The sequence below is a fragment of the Paenibacillus sp. NEAU-GSW1 genome (assembly GCF_009737085.1).
GTDB lineage: Bacteria > Bacillota > Bacilli > Paenibacillales > Paenibacillaceae > Pristimantibacillus.
This window is the reverse complement of the sequence record NZ_WOVL01000027.1, coordinates 14,737-33,765: the sequence shown is the minus strand read 5'-3', so window position 1 is coordinate 33,765 and position 19,029 is coordinate 14,737. Positions and strand designations below refer to the sequence as shown.

17 protein-coding genes and 2 pseudogenes are annotated in these 19,029 nt (G+C 48.2%); 15 read left to right on the top strand and 4 right to left on the bottom strand.

All coding sequences use genetic code 11. From position 1 onward, the window contains the following. The first annotated feature begins 153 nt into the window (after positions 1–153). The 13 genes and pseudogenes from GOM71_RS18875 (at position 154) to GOM71_RS18815 (ending at position 12,368) form a co-directional block, all read left to right on the top strand. A complete protein-coding gene (locus GOM71_RS18875) occupies positions 154–843 on the top strand; it encodes a hypothetical protein (RefSeq protein WP_253944921.1) in 690 nt (229 codons plus the stop codon). Between the two features lie 119 nt (positions 844–962). Further along, positions 963–1,253 (top strand): annotated as a pseudogene (locus GOM71_RS18870) (chromosome condensation regulator); the annotation flags it as partial. A gap of 28 nt (positions 1,254–1,281) precedes the next feature. Next, on the top strand, positions 1,282–3,018 hold the full coding sequence (locus GOM71_RS18865) for a ferredoxin (RefSeq protein ID WP_156283870.1): 1,737 nt from the start codon (positions 1,282–1,284) through the stop codon (positions 3,016–3,018). Between the two features lie 134 nt (positions 3,019–3,152). Continuing rightward, a complete protein-coding gene (locus tag GOM71_RS18860; RefSeq protein WP_216651780.1) occupies positions 3,153–5,024 on the top strand; it encodes a putative bifunctional diguanylate cyclase/phosphodiesterase in 1,872 nt (623 codons plus the stop codon). 90 nt (positions 5,025–5,114) lie between these two features. Then, on the top strand, positions 5,115–5,696 hold the full coding sequence (locus tag GOM71_RS18855) for a cupin domain-containing protein (RefSeq protein WP_253944920.1): 582 nt from the start codon (positions 5,115–5,117) through the stop codon (positions 5,694–5,696). Positions 5,697–5,885: 189 nt separating this feature from the next. Further along, complete coding sequence (locus tag GOM71_RS18850; RefSeq protein ID WP_156283866.1) at positions 5,886–6,926, top strand: hypothetical protein; 1,041 nt, start codon at positions 5,886–5,888, stop codon at positions 6,924–6,926. Continuing rightward, on the top strand, positions 6,913–9,087 hold the full coding sequence (locus GOM71_RS18845) for a molybdopterin oxidoreductase family protein (RefSeq protein ID WP_156283864.1): 2,175 nt from the start codon (positions 6,913–6,915) through the stop codon (positions 9,085–9,087). Before GOM71_RS18850 ends, GOM71_RS18845 begins: the two co-directional genes overlap by 14 nt. Continuing rightward, the gene (locus tag GOM71_RS18840) at positions 9,084–9,647 is read left to right on the top strand and encodes a 4Fe-4S dicluster domain-containing protein (RefSeq protein WP_367649703.1); all 564 of its coding nucleotides are present in this window, start codon (positions 9,084–9,086) and stop codon (positions 9,645–9,647) included. The genes GOM71_RS18845 and GOM71_RS18840 overlap by 4 nt, the downstream gene beginning before the upstream one ends. A 13-nt stretch (positions 9,648–9,660) precedes the next feature. After that, positions 9,661–10,194: a QcrA and Rieske domain-containing protein gene (locus tag GOM71_RS18835; protein ID WP_156283862.1), complete on the top strand. Its 534-nt coding sequence runs from the start codon at positions 9,661–9,663 to the stop codon at positions 10,192–10,194. Further along, on the top strand, positions 10,184–10,372 hold the full coding sequence (locus GOM71_RS18830; protein WP_156283860.1) for a hypothetical protein: 189 nt from the start codon (positions 10,184–10,186) through the stop codon (positions 10,370–10,372). Before GOM71_RS18835 ends, GOM71_RS18830 begins: the two co-directional genes overlap by 11 nt. Next, positions 10,369–10,695 carry a hypothetical protein gene (locus GOM71_RS18825; RefSeq protein ID WP_156283858.1) on the top strand — a complete coding sequence of 109 codons (327 nt, stop codon included), beginning with the start codon at positions 10,369–10,371 and terminating at the stop codon, positions 10,693–10,695. Before GOM71_RS18830 ends, GOM71_RS18825 begins: the two co-directional genes overlap by 4 nt. 21 nt (positions 10,696–10,716) lie before the next feature. Further along, on the top strand, positions 10,717–11,004 hold the full coding sequence (locus GOM71_RS18820) for a hypothetical protein (RefSeq protein WP_156283856.1): 288 nt from the start codon (positions 10,717–10,719) through the stop codon (positions 11,002–11,004). A gap of 35 nt (positions 11,005–11,039) precedes the next feature. Continuing rightward, positions 11,040–12,368 (top strand): MFS transporter, encoded by a 1,329-nt coding sequence (locus GOM71_RS18815; RefSeq protein WP_367649702.1) that lies wholly within the window; start codon positions 11,040–11,042, stop codon positions 12,366–12,368. Here the strand turns inward: GOM71_RS18815 and GOM71_RS18810 are convergent. The 4 genes and pseudogenes from GOM71_RS18810 to GOM71_RS18795 all read right to left on the bottom strand — a co-directional run. Continuing rightward, positions 12,350–13,144, bottom strand: a complete 795-nt coding sequence (locus GOM71_RS18810; RefSeq protein ID WP_156283854.1) for an ABC transporter permease — start codon at positions 13,142–13,144, stop codon at positions 12,350–12,352. The two genes, GOM71_RS18815 and GOM71_RS18810, sit on opposite strands and share 19 nt — an antisense overlap. A 15-nt stretch (positions 13,145–13,159) precedes the next feature. Beyond that, positions 13,160–13,948 carry an ABC transporter permease gene (locus tag GOM71_RS18805; protein ID WP_156283852.1) on the bottom strand — a complete coding sequence of 263 codons (789 nt, stop codon included), beginning with the start codon at positions 13,946–13,948 and terminating at the stop codon, positions 13,160–13,162. 15 nt (positions 13,949–13,963) lie between these two features. Further along, positions 13,964–14,986, bottom strand: coding sequence for an ABC transporter ATP-binding protein (locus GOM71_RS18800; RefSeq protein WP_156283917.1), 1,023 nt, complete (start codon positions 14,984–14,986; stop codon positions 13,964–13,966). Between the two features lie 271 nt (positions 14,987–15,257). Then, a pseudogene (locus GOM71_RS18795) lies at positions 15,258–15,545 on the bottom strand (Crp/Fnr family transcriptional regulator); the annotation flags it as partial. Positions 15,546–15,657: 112 nt separating this feature from the next. Here GOM71_RS18795 and mobA point away from each other — a divergent pair. After that, a complete protein-coding gene (mobA, locus tag GOM71_RS18790; protein ID WP_156283850.1) occupies positions 15,658–16,263 on the top strand; it encodes a molybdenum cofactor guanylyltransferase in 606 nt (201 codons plus the stop codon). Between the two features lie 146 nt (positions 16,264–16,409). Beyond that, complete coding sequence (gene adhE, locus GOM71_RS18785; RefSeq protein WP_156283849.1) at positions 16,410–19,019, top strand: bifunctional acetaldehyde-CoA/alcohol dehydrogenase; 2,610 nt, start codon at positions 16,410–16,412, stop codon at positions 19,017–19,019. Positions 19,020–19,029: the final 10 nt, after the last annotated feature.

The window sequence follows — 19,029 nt, the reverse complement described above, 5'->3', positions numbered from 1 at the left end:
GAGGCTATCCCTCCACCGCTATTTTTTTGTTGTTTAGGAAATTAAGCAACACCAGATGCCCGTAGTTTCAGATGCTATTCATATCCGCGGATAACCTGCGGACATCTTTTTTTCCTTCACATAAATTAGTATGTGGAAAGGAGATGATCTCTTTTGAAAGAGAAACGAAGAAAGCTGGGCGTGCCCAAAGCGCATGTCTCAGCAACGTATAGAAAGGTGCAGGTTACTGTCCCAGATGCCCCCGTTGATGTTAATATCCCGGCTAGAATGACGTTTTATGTGGATACGAGATTTACAGCAGCACAAGTCAGTCGAATACAAGTGTTAGCAGGACTTGTATTATTAAACTGGGATACGCATTTCACAGAGTTAAACGATGGTGCTGCTCGCTCTCGCTATCAACAATGCGTGAACAAATACGCTAAGTTTAATTTAGCGCCAGTTTGGTTTGAAGGGAAACTCACAAACGGCGCAGCCGCTGCAGCTGTTCAAATGGATGGCTTCACAACGCAAATTGCTGCAAATGGCTTTGGGCAAGCTGCCAAAGCCTATATTATGTACCAGAAGTCAGGCAGTTCAACCATTAAAGGAGTTAATGCATCTAATCCTGAAACTAATTCTTTGACTGTTACAATTAATGCGACTGATATTAGCAAAACGTCGGTTACAAATCAATTTTTAGCGGGTTCTCTTCAGCACGCTTGGCTTCATCGCGAAGGTTATCGTCATCCTGCAGGTAAATATACGAATTATTTCGCGGGCGAATGCAGCATGTGCTTGATGCGAAATAATAAGGATAAAACGTCGACGCCTGCTAGCACTTACACGCAGTGGCTTGATTAACAACAAAGAGCAAACGGGTGAATGGAAAGGTTGAGGCAGCATCTGCGTATCCAAATCCCCGTTGTTCAAAATTCTCATCTGGTGTAATCTGGGAATATACTTTGAGAAAGTGAGTATTTATCGTGAAAACGGCGTTAGAAGTGAAACGGTGGCCTAAACCTATCATAGCGGCGGGTTGTCGTCATACCGTTGTCCTTAAATCGGACGGCACGGTGACGGCCGTGGGTGATAATAAATATGGCCAATGTGATGTAAGCGGCTGGCGTGACATGGTGGCAGTTGCGGTTGGTAATGTTCATATGGCGACGAACACGGGCAATGCTCATACAATCGGTCTTAAATCGGACGGCACGGTGATTGCTGTGGGCAATAATGAATATGGTCAATGCAGTGTAAGCGGCTGGAACGAATGAATAAAAGGAGCTAGAAGATAGAAGGATGAGAAGAATAATAGTATCGGATAATTGCGTTGCATGCGGCTCTTGTACGTTAGAAAGTGACTTATTAATAGAATTAGACAATGGAAAAGCGGCTCCAAAGGGAACGGGATTAATAACGGATGATCAGTATCATTCCTTGCTCAGCACATTAGAAAATTGTCCTGTACATGCGATCTCGGTGGTTGACGATGAAATCACGAAGAGCGGCGGAACGGCGAGTATATTAGAGCTGAAGAAGCTGATAGACGATAAATTAAAGGCCTTTAAACCGGAATTTCCAAGTACGGGCCAATTCGCTTTTAACGCTAATGAATACATAGCCCCGTTGCTGGTGAACAGATACAGTTCAGGATACGAATACTCCACTTATGATCGAGCTCATGATGAGGGATTTAGCGAGTTTGAACGAACGATGTATGCTCAGCATCAAACATTAGTGCAAGCAGTGTTGATTCATTACAAAGTCAAACAATTATCAAAGTTTGCTTATTATAAAAGTGAACCTGGCAATTATTTTTTCGAAATTTGCAGAGAAGTCTCTAAGATTCTGGCTGAAATTGAGGAAATGGCCAAGCAAATTACGTATGGTCAAATAGCGCTGCCAGAGGATTTTGTTCTGTTTGAAGCGGGGCCGGATCTTGGTTACGAAGGGGATATTTATTGCTACTCACTTAGAAACATGGAGAGAATGGAGCATTTTGAAAAAGACTATAAACCAGCCTCCTACTATGATTCTTATATTGATTGCAACGTGTTTGGCGACAAGTACAGTTATGACTTAAACAAGGTAGCTAAGAGATTCAGAGAATATGTTTCCTTTGAGGTGTCGCATAAAGTAAGCAGTCAAATATTCGAGTGGTTGAAATTATCGCTTAAACCGTTTGAAGAATTAGTAGCAAAGAAAATAAATGAAAAGGTTGTTACGATTAAGGCTGCCATTCAAGCCTGCTCGCAATTGGACGGGGCGGATGAATTAATTGGTGTACAGTCTAATAAACACGATGCTTTAAGAAGCGAGCTATTGGAATTGCTTGAGAATATGAAGAAGACTAGCTTAGCGCAGGAATATATTTTTAAAAGCATAGACACGGACTATAACTCGGATTATAGGTTCACATCTGCAAGCGAATGCAGAGAGGCAGCAGGAAATCGATTGTGGAGGTTTTATGACAGCTGTCAAGACTACTTATCGACAGGTCATTATCCGAGAATAAGCGAGGATTTAAGCAAGCAATATCAAGCTCAAATCGAAGCGGTATTCAATCGTTTCAAAACGAATGTGCAAGCGGTCTATGATAAATTTGAAATCGCATACCCTCAAACGGAAATAAAGATATGTGCAGATGACGAAACTATTTCCGTCGATTTTGCATCATTCGAAGATTGCAATTCTAATATTAATTACGACATAAGAGATTATATGGATGAACGAATTATCGGTTCTGGCGGCAAGGTGAAGCATTATGATTATTTCAAATACAGCACGGATGAGATAAGCATATGGGACAGATCAGAATGGAAGAAAGGCTTCTTTGGAGGAGAAACCGAATATAAAATGTATGGCTATTTATTAAGCTTTAACGCGATGAGCGGTTTTACAAAAGCTTGTGAAGCATGCTGCGATGCTGCGTTCAGCGACGGTTTCCTTCAAAATTATTTAAACAAGCTAATCAATAATATGGTTTCAGCATTTCATAAAGATGTGATTGCGAAAATATCGCCTCCTAACAAATAGGATCGTAAGCCGAACGAACTTTAGGCATTTGCCCTAATTTTCGCTCGGCTTTTTTTATTCTTTACGTTTTCCATATGATTACAAAAACAAAAGAGAAGAAGTTGGCGAATGGAGAAGGGGTTTGTTCATTGATGTTGAATATTGCTAATATATGGAACATTATAAAAGTGATGGGGTGTCAATCGATGAAGATGTCGCAGACCTGGACGAAACGCTTGATGCATAACACGCCGAAAGCAGTCATCGTGCTTTCAGCGCTTTCCCTTTCGATGAATCTGGCCAACTCCGTCAGCAGTTTTTTGGGGTACGCTTTCGCGCTCGCATTTGCCGGATTGATCTTTGCTGCGATTATCGTCAATCCGCTTTGGCTCAAGTATGTGATGGCGGCTGCCGCCTATATTGCATTTTTCAACACGCTGCCGGAATTGTCATTCGATAAGCTGATCAGCGTCATCTATCTCTCGCTTGTCCTTCTTGCATTTCTTCTGCCATCGCCAATTCCGGTAATCATCACCACGTGCTATTACCTGTATTTTATTCCAACGTATTCGTCTGTAGTGGAAGGAGAGATGATTCGTACGATTGTGATCGGCGTTATCATCAATATGATCCTCTATTCGCTGCTGGCTTTCTACTTTCGGAACTTAAAGAAGGAAAATGAGATTAACCGCAAGCTAAATGGACAGCTTAACGAAGCGTTCGGCAAGTTGGAGCATATGGCTTATTACGACACGCTCACCAAGCTGCCGAACCGCGAATTGCTTAAGAAACGGATGGTCGAGCAGTTGTTCAGCGACTCGAAGGTGGCCGTTCTATTCCTCGATCTCGACCATTTCAAGAATGTCAACGATATGATGGGGCACAACGCGGGAGACCAGATGCTGCAACATGTCGCTGCGCATTTGACAGAGGAGGTCGGTCATTGCTGCTTCATTGCCCGCTACGCGGGCGACGAATTTGTGCTGTTGTTCCCTTATCAGGTCCAGGAGGAAATCGGAGAGCTGGCTAAGCATCTCATTCACTCCTTCCATATGCCGTTCCAGATTGAGCAGAAGCATATCTATACAACGCCGAGCATCGGCATCAGTCTGTACCCGGGGGATTCGCGCGATGTTGATACGCTGATTCAATATGCCGACAAGGCAATGTATGACGTCAAGCGCGGCGAGAAGAACGGATTCTGTTTCTTCTCCGCCATCGAGAACGAGGAACTGCTGCTTCAAATCAAGCTGGAGAATGATCTTCGCAGCGCGCTGAGCAAAGAGGAATTTGTCATTCATTATCAGCCGTTGGTGGAAATGAGCACAGGGGAAATAAGGGGCTTCGAAGCGCTGGTGCGCTGGACGCATCCGGAGCTCGGGCAGATTATGCCGGGCGCATTTATCCCGCTGGCCGAGCAGACCGGCGTGATCGTCGAGCTTGGCGAATGGGTCCTTGAAGAAGCATGCAAGCAGGTGCGAAGCTGGCAGCGCGCCGGCAATCCGAATCTTACGCTGGCCGTAAATATTTCGATCCGCCAGTTCAAGTCGTCCTGCTTCGAATCAACAGTGCTGCGGATTTTGAAAAAGACAGGCTTCGATCCGTCCCTGCTGGAGCTGGAAGTTACGGAAAGCATGATGCAAAATTTGAGCGAAATGAGCTTGATTCTCGGCGAGCTCAAACGCCGGGGCGTGAAAATTTCGATCGACGATTTTGGAACCGGATACTCATCGCTCAGCGTTTTGCGGCACTTGCCTGTAGATTTTTTGAAAATTGATCGTTCGTTTACACGGGAATTGACGGCGGATACTTCCACCGCTTCGATTATTAAGCTTATCGTGGATATCGGTCATAGCATAAACCTGGAAGTTATTTGCGAGGGCATTGAGAATCAGGAGGAGATGGACTTTCTCCTTCAATATGGCTGCAGACTTGGGCAAGGCTTTTATTTTCACAGACCAGCCTCCGCGGATGAGATCGGGTCTCTGCTGTCCAGCAAAGATAGCCAGGGAAAAATAGCAAATTAGCAAAATAGCATCTATTTGGATAGACTCCCCGCTTGGTACATCTGCGTGAAATAGGCATATGATGGAGTATTCAAGTGTGGAGGGAATGAAATGAAGATGCATGCGAATACTCGGCCTCAAGCATTACTGAACGCAGCATATCCCTATTACTATTGGCAGCCGTACCCTCACTTTTATTTGCACCCTTATGTCCAATACGCATTTCCGCCGGTGTATCCGACATACGTTGTGAATGAACAACGTTTCACCAATTGGCAAGCGCGGGAATTGAAGGATCATGGGAAAGAACCGTATGTCATTGATATCGAACAGGCTGCGGAACAAAACAGCACGTACCGTACCGCCTTGTGGACGGGGGAGCATTTTCAAGTTACGGTTATGAGCATTCCCGTCGGAGCTGATATCGGTTTAGAAGTACATCCCGATACGGATCAGTTTATACGAATTGAAGAGGGGCAAGGCTTCGTACAGATGGGAGACGCCAAAGACCGGCTCGATTTCGAGGCGGCGGCCCGCGACGGATATGCGATTATGGTTCCTGCCGGGAAATGGCATAATGTGACCAACACAGGAAATGAGCCGTTAAAGGTGTACGTTATTTATGCGCCGCCGGAGCATCCATTCGGCACTGTCCATCCAACGAAAGCCGACGCAATGGCCGAAGAAGCATGATAACTTGAGCAACATCAAAATAGGGCTGTCCTTAGCAGCATGAATACAATTTCTTCTCAAAGCCGAGGAGAAATTGTATTTTTTTTGAACACTTATCACGGTTCGGTACTGCTGTGATATACGTCACAGCGAATAAGGCACGACGGATGGTTTAATGAGTATAGAAAATAAAGACGAGGAGAATTTGCTATGAAATTTGCCTTTGCAACAAAATTCGCGAAGATGTATTTTCTGACGATCGTTTCACTTCTTGTCCTCGTTTATATCGGAACTCGGTTTTTCACGCATATCGATCTGGCGCTATATGGATATATGGTTGGCACAATCGTATTTATTGGCGGCTTCTTCTATCGTTTTATTGCCTGGGCGGAGAGGCCTCCAACCAAATTAATCATTAAGAAGGGCATCAAGCTGTTATTTCGTAAAAGCACACCGCAAACCTCGGTTGAGCATTTGGCTACCTATCGTTTCATTTGGAATCGCGGCGTATATCGTTGGACGCAGCATGTGCTGCTGGGCTGGGGCTGCATTCTCTCGGCATTCGTCACTTTTCCTCTGGTCTTCGGATGGATGTATTTCACGATGGAAGACAACGGCACGTATACGGTTGTCGGTTTCGGACTCGATGTCATGAGGGTGAAGGCCGACGGGTGGATTGCCTTTCTCTTCTACAATGCTTTAAATATTACAGCGTTTATGGTCATTGCCGGCGTTTGCATGGCGTTGTACCGCCGTATCAAAAATATGCAGGCGAGAGCGGAACAAACCTTCGTTTATGACTTTCTTCCGCTATACCTGCTTCTGTTTATTAGTATTACCGGTTTAATGCTGACCGGCAGCAATATTTTCCTTCATGGCTGGGGGCATCCGGTTATCACCCTGATACACCAGTGGTCTGTCATCCTGACATTGATTTACTTGCCTTTCGGCAAGCTCGCGCATATTCCAATCCGTCCGCTCAGCGTGTTCGCCAAAAACTATCGCGAGCATTATGGCAAGCAGCAGATGAAGGCGTGCAAGGTGTGCGGTACCGGCTTCGTTTCTGTGGAGCAATCGGGCGATGTCATTCAAGTGCTGAAGCAAAATGACATCGAGTTTGCCATGAAGGAAGGCTTTCACCTGGCTGAGCTGTGCCTTCCGTGCAGACGCAAATATCGCATGTCTAAATTCTCGGGAGTCCCGACCCACCAGATCAAGGTCAAGGAGGCCAACCAGAATGCTAAAGGATAAATTTTATAAAGAAATACCAAATATACATCATCCTAAAGAAAAACTAGTTGCGACTCACTGCTCCTATTGCGGCATGCAATGCGGCATGAATTTAAGGGTGGATACGGATAAAAACACGATTATCGGTGTGGAGCCCCGATATGACTGGCCGGTGACGCTGGGCAAAATGTGTCCCAAAGGCGTTACGGCTTATCAGCAGACGAACCATGCTGACCGCTTGCTGCGGCCATTGATCCGCGATGACGCGTCGAAGAAAGGGACGAAGGAAGGGTTTCGGGAAGCAAGCTGGGATGAGGCTTACGATCTGATCGTGCATAAATTCAAAGCGCTGCAGGCTCAGTATGGCAAAGATTCGTTATCGGTCTTCAGCGGTGTGTCGATGACGAATGAAAAGTGCTATCTGACCGGAAAGTTCGCAAGGGTCGCCTTGCAGACACGCTACATTGATTATAACGGCCGTTTCTGCATGTCGAGCGCAGCGGCAGGGTTTCTAAGAAGCTTTGGTGTAGACCGCGGTTCTACGCTGCCTTGGACGGATATTCACGAAACGGATTGCCTGTTTATCGCGGGCAGCAACACGGCGGAATGTCATCCGACTTCGATGTTTCGGGTTTGGGAGGTGCAAAATCGCGGAGGCTATCTGATTGTTGCAGACCCGAGGGAAACGCCGCTCGCGAGGCGGGCTGACCTTCATCTGGATCTTAAGCCGGGAACCGATCTGGCTCTGGCGAACGGTATGGTTCATCTTCTTATTCAGAATGGTTATGCGGATGATGCGTTCGTTCAAGCCCATACGAACGGCTTCGAAGAAACAAAGGCGCTCGTAAGCCAGTTTACGCCGGAATATACGAGTGAAATAACAGGCGTAGCGCCTGAAAAATTGATTCGCGCGGCGGAGATCTACGGAAAGGCGCCGAATGCGATCGTTATGTTTGCCCGCGGAATCGAGCAGCAGACCAGAGGATCGGATAATGTATCGGCCTACACCAATATGTGCTTGGTGACGGGGAAGATCGGCCGTCCTAAATCGGGCGTTGCTACGCTGACGGGACAAGGAAACGGCCAAGGGGGACGCGAGCATGGCCAGAAGGCGGATGCGCTGCCGGGCTACCGCAAGATCACGAATCCGAAGCATGTTAAAGAGATATGCAGCGTATGGGGGATTGAGCCGGAAGAAATGCCGCAGCCTGGGGTGTCTGCCTATGAAATGTTTGAATTCATGCAAAACAAAACGATCAGAGGCCTGTACCTGCTCTGCTCGAATCCTGCAGTATCGGCGCCTAATTTAAATGAGGTCAGAGGAGCATTGAAAAGTTTGGATTTCATGGTGTGCTCGGACATCTTCTTATCCGAATCAGCTGAATTCGCCGATGTTGTGCTTCCCTCCGTCACATGGTCGGAGGATGAAGGAACGGTAACTAATTTGGAGGGCCGAATTATTAAAATCAACAAAGCTCAGGAGCCAATCGGCGAATCGAAGCCGGACTGGTTAATTGAGGTCGAGCTTGCGGAACGGCTGGGCCGCGGCAAATACTTCTCTCATCTGACGTCGCCCGCAAAGGTGGCGGAGGAATTCCGGTTAGCCTCTAAAGGCGGATATGCGGATTACTACGGCGCGACGTGGGATAAGATTGAGAAGCAAAATGGCGTTTTCTGGCCCTGCAAGGATAAAGACGATTTGGGAACGCCATACATGTTCCTTGATCAGCAGTATTACCATGCGGACGGGAAAGCCCAAATTTGCGCGCTGCCTTACCGTCCCCCGGCCGAGGAGCCTTGTGAGCAGTATCCGCTTCGCTTAACAACGGGAAGGGTAGTCTATCACTATCTATCCGGGAATCAGACACGGAGAATCCCATTTCTGCATGATATGTGTCCGGAGCCCTATGTGGAGGTTCATCCGGAAACAGCAAGGCAGTACGGCATCGAGCATGATGAAATCGTGCAATTGTTCACACGTCGGGGAGAGGCGCATTTTAAGGTGAAGGTGATAGAAGCGATCCGTAAGGACACGGTTTTTGTTCCCTACCATTTCGGTCACGAGCAGTCAATTAATTTATTGACCATTCCTGCGCTGGACCCGATGTCCCGTATGCCAGAGTTTAAGGCTTGTGCGGCTCAAATGGAAAAAATCGCAGCTCACGGGGAGGCCGTACGGTGAAGAAATTGCTTTATATCGAAATGGACAACTGCATCGGCTGCCGGAGCTGTCTGGCGGCATGCACGCAGTGCGGCGGCCATGATGAGCGCAACCGCAATTATGTATATGAGGTCAATCCGCTTGTGAATCGGCAAACGATACCGCTTATGTGCCTGCACTGTGTGAATCCTGCTTGTGCCAGAAGCTGTCCGGCGCAAGCCATACAGATTACGCCGGAAGGCGCCGTATTGTCCGCGATGGTAGAGAAATGCATCGGCTGCCAGAACTGTACGATTGCTTGTCCGTACGGCATCCCGAAATTTGACGAAGAGCAGAATTTGATGTACAAATGCGACCTTTGCTATGACCGCACCAAAGAAGGAATACCTCCGATGTGTGCATCCGTGTGCCCGACCAATACGCTGCAATGGATCACAGAGGATGAACTGGCGATGAAGCAAGAGCAGCACCGTCTTGGAAAATGGCTTTCCAGCCGTCAGCCTTTCGATCCGCTGGAAGGAGAGACGAATGTGAAAATCAATCTCCCCGGTATTTTACAAGGCAAACAAAAGCTGTTTTAAGGGGGATTAGCAAATGGAAAAGGATAAAGGCAAAAATAACAAGATTCCGTTTGATGAAAATAATTACACCCATAACATCCATAAACAGAATGAAAGGCTTCTGGATCGGCGCGGGTTTATGAAGACGATGGTTGGCGCAGCGGGCGTATTCGCGGTTTCCACCCTGCCTTGGGGCGGATTGGCGGCCAAAGAGCTGATGGGACTTGGCACAAAAAGCCATGCGAAAAAGAAGATTGTTGATATCGCTTCCTTGCCAATAGGCGAAGCGGCTGAATTTTCATATCCGAGTGAACATGAATCGGCTTTGCTCATTCGTTTGGGAGAAAACGAGTACAAGGCGTATCAGAATGCGTGTACGCATTTGAAATGCCCCGTCTTCTGGAGCAGCGAGGAGGAGAAAATGGTCTGCCCTTGCCATCACGGTTACTTTGATCCGAAATCGGGCAAACCGACGGCAGGCCCGCCTAGAAGGCCGCTTCCCGAAATTGTTATAGCCGTAGAGAACGACGCCGTATTCGCAACAGGAGTGAAGCGCTATGAAGCGTAGCTACAGAGGCGTCCTATTGCTGAGTATTGTTCTATTTTTAAATATCGTCTGCACCCAATATGTGGTTAATCATTATTTCCATCAAAAATACGAGCTCGTTATTTTATTTGCGGTACTGAATGTAGCTCTGTTTCCTAGCGCTTTATACATTTATAAGAAGGAAGGCAAAGCCAAATGAACGTGGAGTTCTTTCTGGATCTATGCTTTATACGCGAACATGAACCGGAACCGATACACCGTTTCGAGCAGGCCGTTCAGAAGCAATTAGATCATCTTTTTTCCGGCACGGGAAGCTGGTATACGGAAGGGAAGCAACAAGATCAAGCAGATATTGTTGTAGCGGAAGTTAAAGGAATGGCAAAGTGGCAGTCTGAGGAGGATATCGTTGCTTATATCGAAGCGAATGCAGCGCCGCCATTCATGGCCTGGCTGCAAGGCTACCGGATTCAGCTCGATATCAAAGAAGCTCATGAAGGCTGCAGCCATTGCGGCAAAAATTGAAATGGAATCAGAGGGATCATTATGGACTGGGAAAAAGGGTTATCTGCGTACTTGGGGCGTCCGATAGAGGTGTGGATCGAAGATCATTCAGGAGAAGAGCAAACGAAACCAAAGCCGTATCCATCCTTGTTCAAAGCGAAAGTGTCAGAGGACCGGAAATTCGTGCAGTTATATTTACAGCCTACACAGTTCTTAGCCGTCCCTGTATTTGATGACAACGCGACAAAGCTGGAACAAAGCGGAGGCGGAAGACCTTATTTTGTTTCTCATGATCTTGAGGGCAAGCTGACCTATTGGGTCTATTTTTAATAGATAAGGAATGCACAGAAGGGCAGGGATTAACCGTGAACGGTAATAAACTTCAATTATCGGTTCAGACACTCAGTCTTATTCTAGGTTTTATGGTTTGGGTCATCCTTTCATCTTTGATCCCCTTTATTAAAGAGGACATTTCCTTAAGTGCAGGTCAACTGGCTTGGGTTACGGCCATACCCATACTGTTTGGTTCCTTGCTGCGTATTCCGGTAGGTTATTGGACCAACCGGTACGGTGCGCGCAAGTTGTTTGTCATTAGTTTTGTGCTGCTGCTGGCGCCGGTATACTGGGTTAGCATAGCGGACTCCTTCATCGACCTGATTATAGGCGGGATGGTTCTAGGCATTGGCGGAGCTGTATTTTCCGTTGGGGTTACCTCTCTGCCGAAGTACTACCCGAAAGAGAAGCATGGGCTTGTGAACGGGATCTATGGCATAGGCAATTTAGGCACCGCGATAACCGCTTTCTCAGCGCCAGTGGTCGCAAATCAATTAGGCTGGGAAAAGACAGTTCTTATGTATGGCCTGCTTCTTGGTATCTTTATAGCTATCAACTTTTTCTTGGGAGATAAGAAGGAGCCTAAAATCGTCACTTCGTTGCCGGACCAGATTAAAGGGGTTTACCGAAACGAAAAATTGTGGCTATTATGCTTATTTTACTTTATTACCTTCGGTTCGTTTGTCGCATTTACCGTCTATTTGCCTAACTTTCTAGTTACTCATTTCGAATTGACGAAAGTAGATGCAGGCATCCGAACAGCGGGATTCATCGTTCTGGCTACGATTATGAGGCCGGTTGGCGGCTGGATGGGAGACAGATGGAATCCGTTCAAAATTCTGATGATAGTTTTTGGCGGATTAACGCTGTCGGCCGTTATCTTATCCTTTGCTCCGTCAATTGAAATCTACACGATAGGATGCTTAACCATAGCACTGTGTGCGGGAACGGGGAACGGCACCATCTTCAAGCTTGTTCCGCTGTACTTCTCGAAGCAAGCGGGAATTGCGAATGGACTTATTTCGGCAATGGGGGGCTTAGGCGGATTTTTTCCACCGTTAATCTTATCGGCAATCTTCAAGTTGACGGGGCATTATGCGATCGGATTTATGGCGCTGTCCGAGGTGGCTCTGGCAAGCTTAATTCTAGTGATCTGGATGTTCTATCAGGAGAAGCTGAGTTTATCCTTGAGCATTATGGATCAAACCTCTCAAGGAATCATGGTCACGGATGCGAAAGGCGTTATTCAATCGGTAAACGTCCCATTTACCGAAGTTACCGGATATACGGTTGAGGAGGCTGTTGGCAAATCGCCGAGTTTACTGAAATCGGGAAAGCAGTCCTACCCGCCAGCCCCCTGATACCGATTTACGCCGAGCATCCAGACACGGTAGCCTATCCAGTAGCTGAGCGGTCCAACCGCGGGCACAATCCACATCGCCCAGGAGGAGAGAAAGGATGTGTCATGCGAGAGCAGGAACGCGGCGGGATAATAATTAATAAAGGCAAACGGAATGACGAACGTCAGCAAAAGCTGGATGAAAGTGCCGAATACGGGAAGCGGATACGAGATAAAGTCCTTCAGCTTGAAGAACAGTGTAAACAGAAACCCCGTTCTCACCCAGACGAACGAAGTCGCGCCGATCAGCGACATGAAGCCCGCTTGAATCAACGCTCCACCGATAACGGTCAGCACGAGGTACAGAACGCTTAGCGCTGTCCACTCCATATCGAGGGAGGTAAGCGACCAGACGAGCACCGAGCAGGAAATGGTAAGATGAGCGATGTAAGCTAAGTTAAAGCCTCTGCACACGAGATACAGATAAGGATTGACCGGTTTGACGAGTAGCGAGTCGAACGTGCCGTTCTTCACATGCCCTTCTAGCTCACGCATTTGCACGAACGAGAAGGATGCTCCAAGCGCGTATGTAAACAAGCCGATACTGTATAAAAAAGCAATCTCCGGCCACGTCCAGCCGGCCAACGAATCGAATTGGCGGATAAACAGCCAGATGACGAGATAATCCGCCGTGTAGCTGATCATCTGGGCGAGGATCCCCAACAGGAAGTCGGCCCGGTACTCAAGTCTTTCCTTCGTCAGCAGACGCACCAGCTGTCCAAACAATCTAAATGTCATTTTCGTCCATCCCCCTTATCCGCCTTGAACGACAAGCCGCCGGACGGCTCTTTGCCACAGCCATTTCACGAATACGGCTAAAATCGCCGTCCAGATTATACCCTTGCCGAGCAGCACCGCGACTTGTTCCATCGGAAGCGTGCCCAAGTACAAGGCAGCCGGAGCATATCCGAGAAACTGGAAAGGCAACGCCGAAGCGACTGCTTGCCACGTGTCAGGGAAAAACCAAAGCGGCAGAAACGATCCCGAAAAAAGCGTCGTCAATCCGCCGAGCATCCATACGAGCGCGAAGTGGTTCATCACCCAAAACGCGATGAGCGAGATAAGGTAGCCGAGCAAAAACGAGATCAGCAAAGCGATGCACAGCGAGATCAGGTATGCGGCCAGATAGGCGCCGGAGGCGGGAGGCAGCATGCCGAAGCAAAGCCATACGATCAGAAGCGACGGCGCGGCAGTGAAGAAGAACCGGTAGAAAGCGCTTCCGAGGCCGTCGGCGAACAAATAAGCCGGGTAAGACATCGGCTTGATCAGCTCGGAGGCGATAGCTCCGGATTTCAGGCTGGTGTCAACCTTCTCGCTCATGCCGTTGAACAGAAGTCCGTACAGCAGCGTGTTCAGAATGCTGTAGGTAATCATTTGGTCGACGGCGATGCCCTTTACGCTCCCGTCCCCGATGACGGCCCGCCATATTTCAACCTGAATAAGAATTGTAACGAAATTGCCTAGCAGTCGCAGCCAAACCTCAGAGCGGTAGGACAATTGATTGATGAATGCTTTAATGCCGAACATCCAGTACGTCTTCAATGAAATGCCCTCCGTTCATCCGATTTCACGCTGATCCCGGTCTTCCTCCTGCAGCTGCAAATACATCTTGCGAATGACTGAATCGATGTCCGCCCCTTCAATAGAGGCGTCCTCTATCGGATACGATGCGGCGATTTGGCTGATGCTCTCGAATACGGCCGAGCCTCCTCTTTCGCAGAGGAATGTTTTGCGCACACCTTCGTCATGGATCAGCGTCATGCCGGGGGACTTAACCGGGCCCGGATCGAACCGAAAATCGATGACGACACGCCGCTCATTGCCGAGCTTGCTGCGCAGTCTGGCAACGGAGCCATCGTAGACGAGATTACCTTTGTTCACGACGATCATGCGAGGGCAAATCTCTTCGATATCTTTCATATCATGAGTTGTCAAAATAATGGAAACCTTCTTCTCGCGGTTGACCGTACGCAGAAATTGTCGGATCTGGTCTTTCGCGAGTACGTCAAGACCGATCGTAGGCTCATCGAGGAACAAGATCTTCGGTTCATGGAGAAGGGACATGGCGATTTCGACGCGCATGCGCTGTCCAAGGCTCAGCTGTCTGACGGGCTTTTGAATGAAGGAAGACAAGGAGAGGAGCTCGGTGCAGAACTCGACATTTTCGCGAAATTGGGTGTCGGAAAGCTTGTAAACATATTTATGGAGATCGAATGAGTCCTGAACAGGCAAGTCCCACCACAACTGGCTTCGCTGCCCGAACACGACGCCGATTTGCTGGGCGATCCGCCTCCGCGACTCGTGCGGGACGGCATCCATGACCTTCACCTCGCCGGAAGTCGGGACTAGAATGCCAGTCATCATTTTGATCATCGTCGACTTGCCGGCGCCGTTTGGCCCCAGATAGCCCACCGCTTCGCCTTCCCCGATCGAGAAGGAAATATCGCGCACCGCCGCCTCTTCCGTAAACTGTCTCGTGAACAAACTGCGCATGGATCCGATAAGCCCCGGGTAGCGTTTGTATTGCCGATATGTTTTCGTCACTTGATTCACTTCGATAATGCCCACTCCATCACCCATCCGTCTATTAGGATTTACCATCTAAAGCAGCACTTGCAGAAGTGCAGTAATATCTTCGAAAACAGACATTATTCCATGTCAAAATTCAACATAGTCGCACACAATTTTCGCATTGCCATAGCATCAGCTTTTATTATCCTTATATTAACATGTATTCAATTTCCAAACTATACTGCCTGTTAGAATTCCTGTAAAACGAATATTTTGGCGTTTGAACAAAAATTAGGATCATTCTACTTTCGGCAGCCTGATGTTTGATATGGCGCAGTTATTACATTCTGCAAATATCCTTAGGGCAATCCTCGCAGTGGCAGATGTCGCGCAAGTAGGAAAGGTCTTTTATAACGATGTGACTATTATCGATGGCAATCGCATTTGCTCTGCGAAGCTCGCTCAGAATCCGATTGACACTCTCACGGGTAGACCCGATCATGTCCGCGAATTCGGTGTTTGTGTGCGTCTTTGATATCCAAATGTGGTCCTCCTGTAGGGTGCCGTAGGTATTGGCCAGTCTGATCAGCAATGAACAGAGCGCGCCATGCTTGCCGAACATCATCAAAATGATTTAGATCACGATCACTTTTGCCTTGGAGTGTGACATTCTTCACTTACACCGTCCATTATTTTGACTAAGGTGAACCTATACGAATCAGAAAAGGAGATGTGATGCGATGCTTTCAGGCGTTGTTTTGGCAGGCGGAACAAATCATCGAATGAAGGGAGAGCTAAAGGCGCTCCTTCCTTTTGGCGAAAAACTAATGATTGCGAGGCAATTGGATAGGATGCGGGATTTATGTGACGAATTGATTGTCGTTACCCATGATCCTAAGCCTTTTCTAAATATCGTTCATCGATCGGTGCGAATTATTACGGACTATTATGAAGGACATGGCCCTCTTGGAGGCATGCACGCAGCCTTGTCTCTGGCGAAGCACTCTTCGGTGTGGGTAGTCGGATGCGATATGCCTTTCATTTCCAGTAAAGCGGCGGAGTTACTACTGGAAAGGAAGCGGGACGGTTTCGAAGCGGCAGTGCCTTTGATCGCTGGAGAGAGTTATCCTTTACACGGTGTTTATGACCGGGCGTGCGCATCGCATATCATTCCGCTTCTTCATAAGGGGGAGAGGCAGGTCTCCGCATTGCTTAAAAAATTGTTCTGGAGCGAGCTGGATGACCGGTTTTTATGCGAGAACGGTATCGACTTGAATTTTGTGTTTCGTATAAAATCGATCGAGGATTATGAGGCAATGAGCAGGCTGGAAGCGTCAAAGTCGTAATGTGAAAATATTCACAAATCGTTCATCAAGAATGGGTTCAGACTGTGATTTAAATCATAGTTGGGAGTTTCGATACGGCTTAAGCTAAAAGCATAACAACAAAGCAGTGCAGCACATTTAAGCCAATATAGAGGAGCGGATGGATTATGGCAATGAAAGAAGCGAAAGCAGCCGAACAAATCTCGGCCAGGGAAGAAGTCAATCAACTGGTGGCTCGAGCGAAACAAGCTCAGCAGCAATTTCTGAAGCTGGATCAGGCGCAAGTCGATCGCATTGTGCAGCAGATGGCGCTGGCCGGCGTCGATCGGCATATGGCTCTCGCAAAGCTGGCTGTAGAGGAAACGGGACGCGGCGTCTACGAAGACAAGATTACGAAAAATTTGTTCGCTACGGAATCCATTTATCACAGCATTAAAAACAATAAAACGGTAGGCGTTATTGAGGAGAACTCATACGAGAACTATCAGATGGTTGCCGAACCGGTTGGGGTTATCGCTGGGGTAACGCCGGTCACGAACCCGACATCAACGACGATGTTCAAGGCGTTGATCGCGGCAAAAACCCGCAATCCGATCATCTTCGCCTTTCACCCCTCGGCTCAACAATCAAGCGCTGCGGCAGCAGCAACGTTGCTTGATGCGGCTGTGAAGGCCGGTGCGCCTGAGCATTGTATTCAATGGGTCGTGCATCCATCCGTTGAGGCTACACAGCTCCTGATGAATCATCCTGATGTTGCTCTGGTCCTTGCCACGGGGGGATCGTCCATGGTAAAGGCGGCTTACAGTACTGGCAAGCCGGCTCTGGGCGTAGGGCCGGGCAATGTGCCGTGTTTCATTGAGAAATCGGCTAATTTGCAGCAGGCCGTTAATGATTTGATCCTTTCCAAAAGTTTCGACAATGGCATGATTTGCGCATCGGAGCAGGCCGTTATTATCGAAGAATCAGTATTTGCGGATACCAAAAAGCTGATGGCGGAGCAAGGCTGCTATTTTTTGAACAAAGAAGAAACGGAAGCTGTCTCGGGGCTGGTGATCAACTCGGACAAATGTGCGGTTAACGCCGTCATCGTTGGTCAATCCGCAGTGAAAATTGCCGAAATGGCGGGCATCAAGGTTCCTGCGGCAACCAAAATATTAGTCGCTGAATTAGCGGGCGTAGGCGAGGCCTTCCCTTTATCGGCCGAGAAGTTAAGTCCTGTGCTCGCTTGCTACAAAGTGAAGCATGCAGAGCAAGGCATTGAGCGTGCCGTGGAGGTCGTCAAATTTGGCGGGATGGGACATTCGTCGGTCATTCATTCGCAGGATGAGAAAGTCATCAGAGCCTTCTCCGATAAGCTGCAAACCGGGCGCATTATTGTGAACTCGCCTTCCACACACGGAGCGATCGGCGATATTTACAACACGAATCTGCCTTCTCTGACACTGGGCTGCGGTTCCTATGGACATAACTCCACAACTTCTAACGTCAGTGCGGTTAATTTGATTAACTTGAAGCGGGTCGCTTACCGGACCGTCAATATGCAGTGGTTTAAAATACCGCCAAAAATTTATTTTGAAAAAGGAGCAACGCAGTATTTGGAGAAAATGCCGGACATTACGCGGGTCATGATTGTTACGGACCCGATGATGGTGAAGCTCGGTTATGTAGAGCGGGTGGAGTATTATCTTCGCAAACGCCAGCTCCCGGTTTACATCGAAGTATTCTCGGATGTGGAGCCCGATCCGTCGGTAGAAACGGTGGAGCGCGGCAGAGCGCAGATGGCCGCCTTTAACCCGGATTGCATTATCGCGCTGGGCGGCGGGTCGCCGATGGATGCTGCCAAAGCGATGTGGCTGTTCTATGAATATCCGGATACGAGCTTTGATGCGCTGAAGCAGAAGTTTATGGATATTCGCAAACGGGTTTACAAATATCCGAGGCTGGGACGCAAGGCGAAGTTCGTTGCGATTCCAACGACATCGGGCACGGGCTCGGAAGTCACTTCTTTCGCCGTCATCACGGATAAGGAAAAAGGGAACACGAAGTATCCGCTTGCCGATTATGAGCTGACGCCGGATGTAGCGATCATCGATCCGGATTATGTATACAGCCTGCCGAAAACAGCGGTAGCCGATACCGGCATGGACGTCCTTACTCACGCGATTGAAGCTTACGTGTCGGTTATGGCTAACGATTACACGGACGGCTTGGCGATGAAGGCGATTGAGCTGGTGTTCCAGAACCTGGAGAAGTCCTATGCGACAGGAGATCCGGTCGCCCGTGAGAAGATGCATAACGCATCGACAATAGCCGGAATGGCATTCGCCAACGCTTTCCTTGGAATCAATCATAGCTTGGCTCATAAATGGGGCGGTGAATACCACACGGCGCATGGACGCACGAATGCGATTCTAATGCCGCATGTCATTCGCTACAATGCGAAGAAACCGACGAAGTTTACTTCGTTCCCTAAATACGATCACTTTATTGCAGATCGGCGATATGCCGAGATTGCCCGTATGCTGGGGCTTCCTGCGAAGACGACGGAGGAAGGCGTGAACAGTCTCATCGAAGCGGTTCGCAAGCTGAACAAAGCGCTTGGCATTCCCGAGAAGTTTCAGGACCTGGGCTTCCAAGCCGAGCCGTTCGAATCGCGTGTCGATTATTTGGCGGACCGGGCTTTCGAGGATCAATGCACAACCGCCAACCCGCGGATGCCGTTAGTCACAGAACTGGCGGACGTATACCGGAACGCTTTTTACGGGAAATTTGATTAAGTTCAAGTTC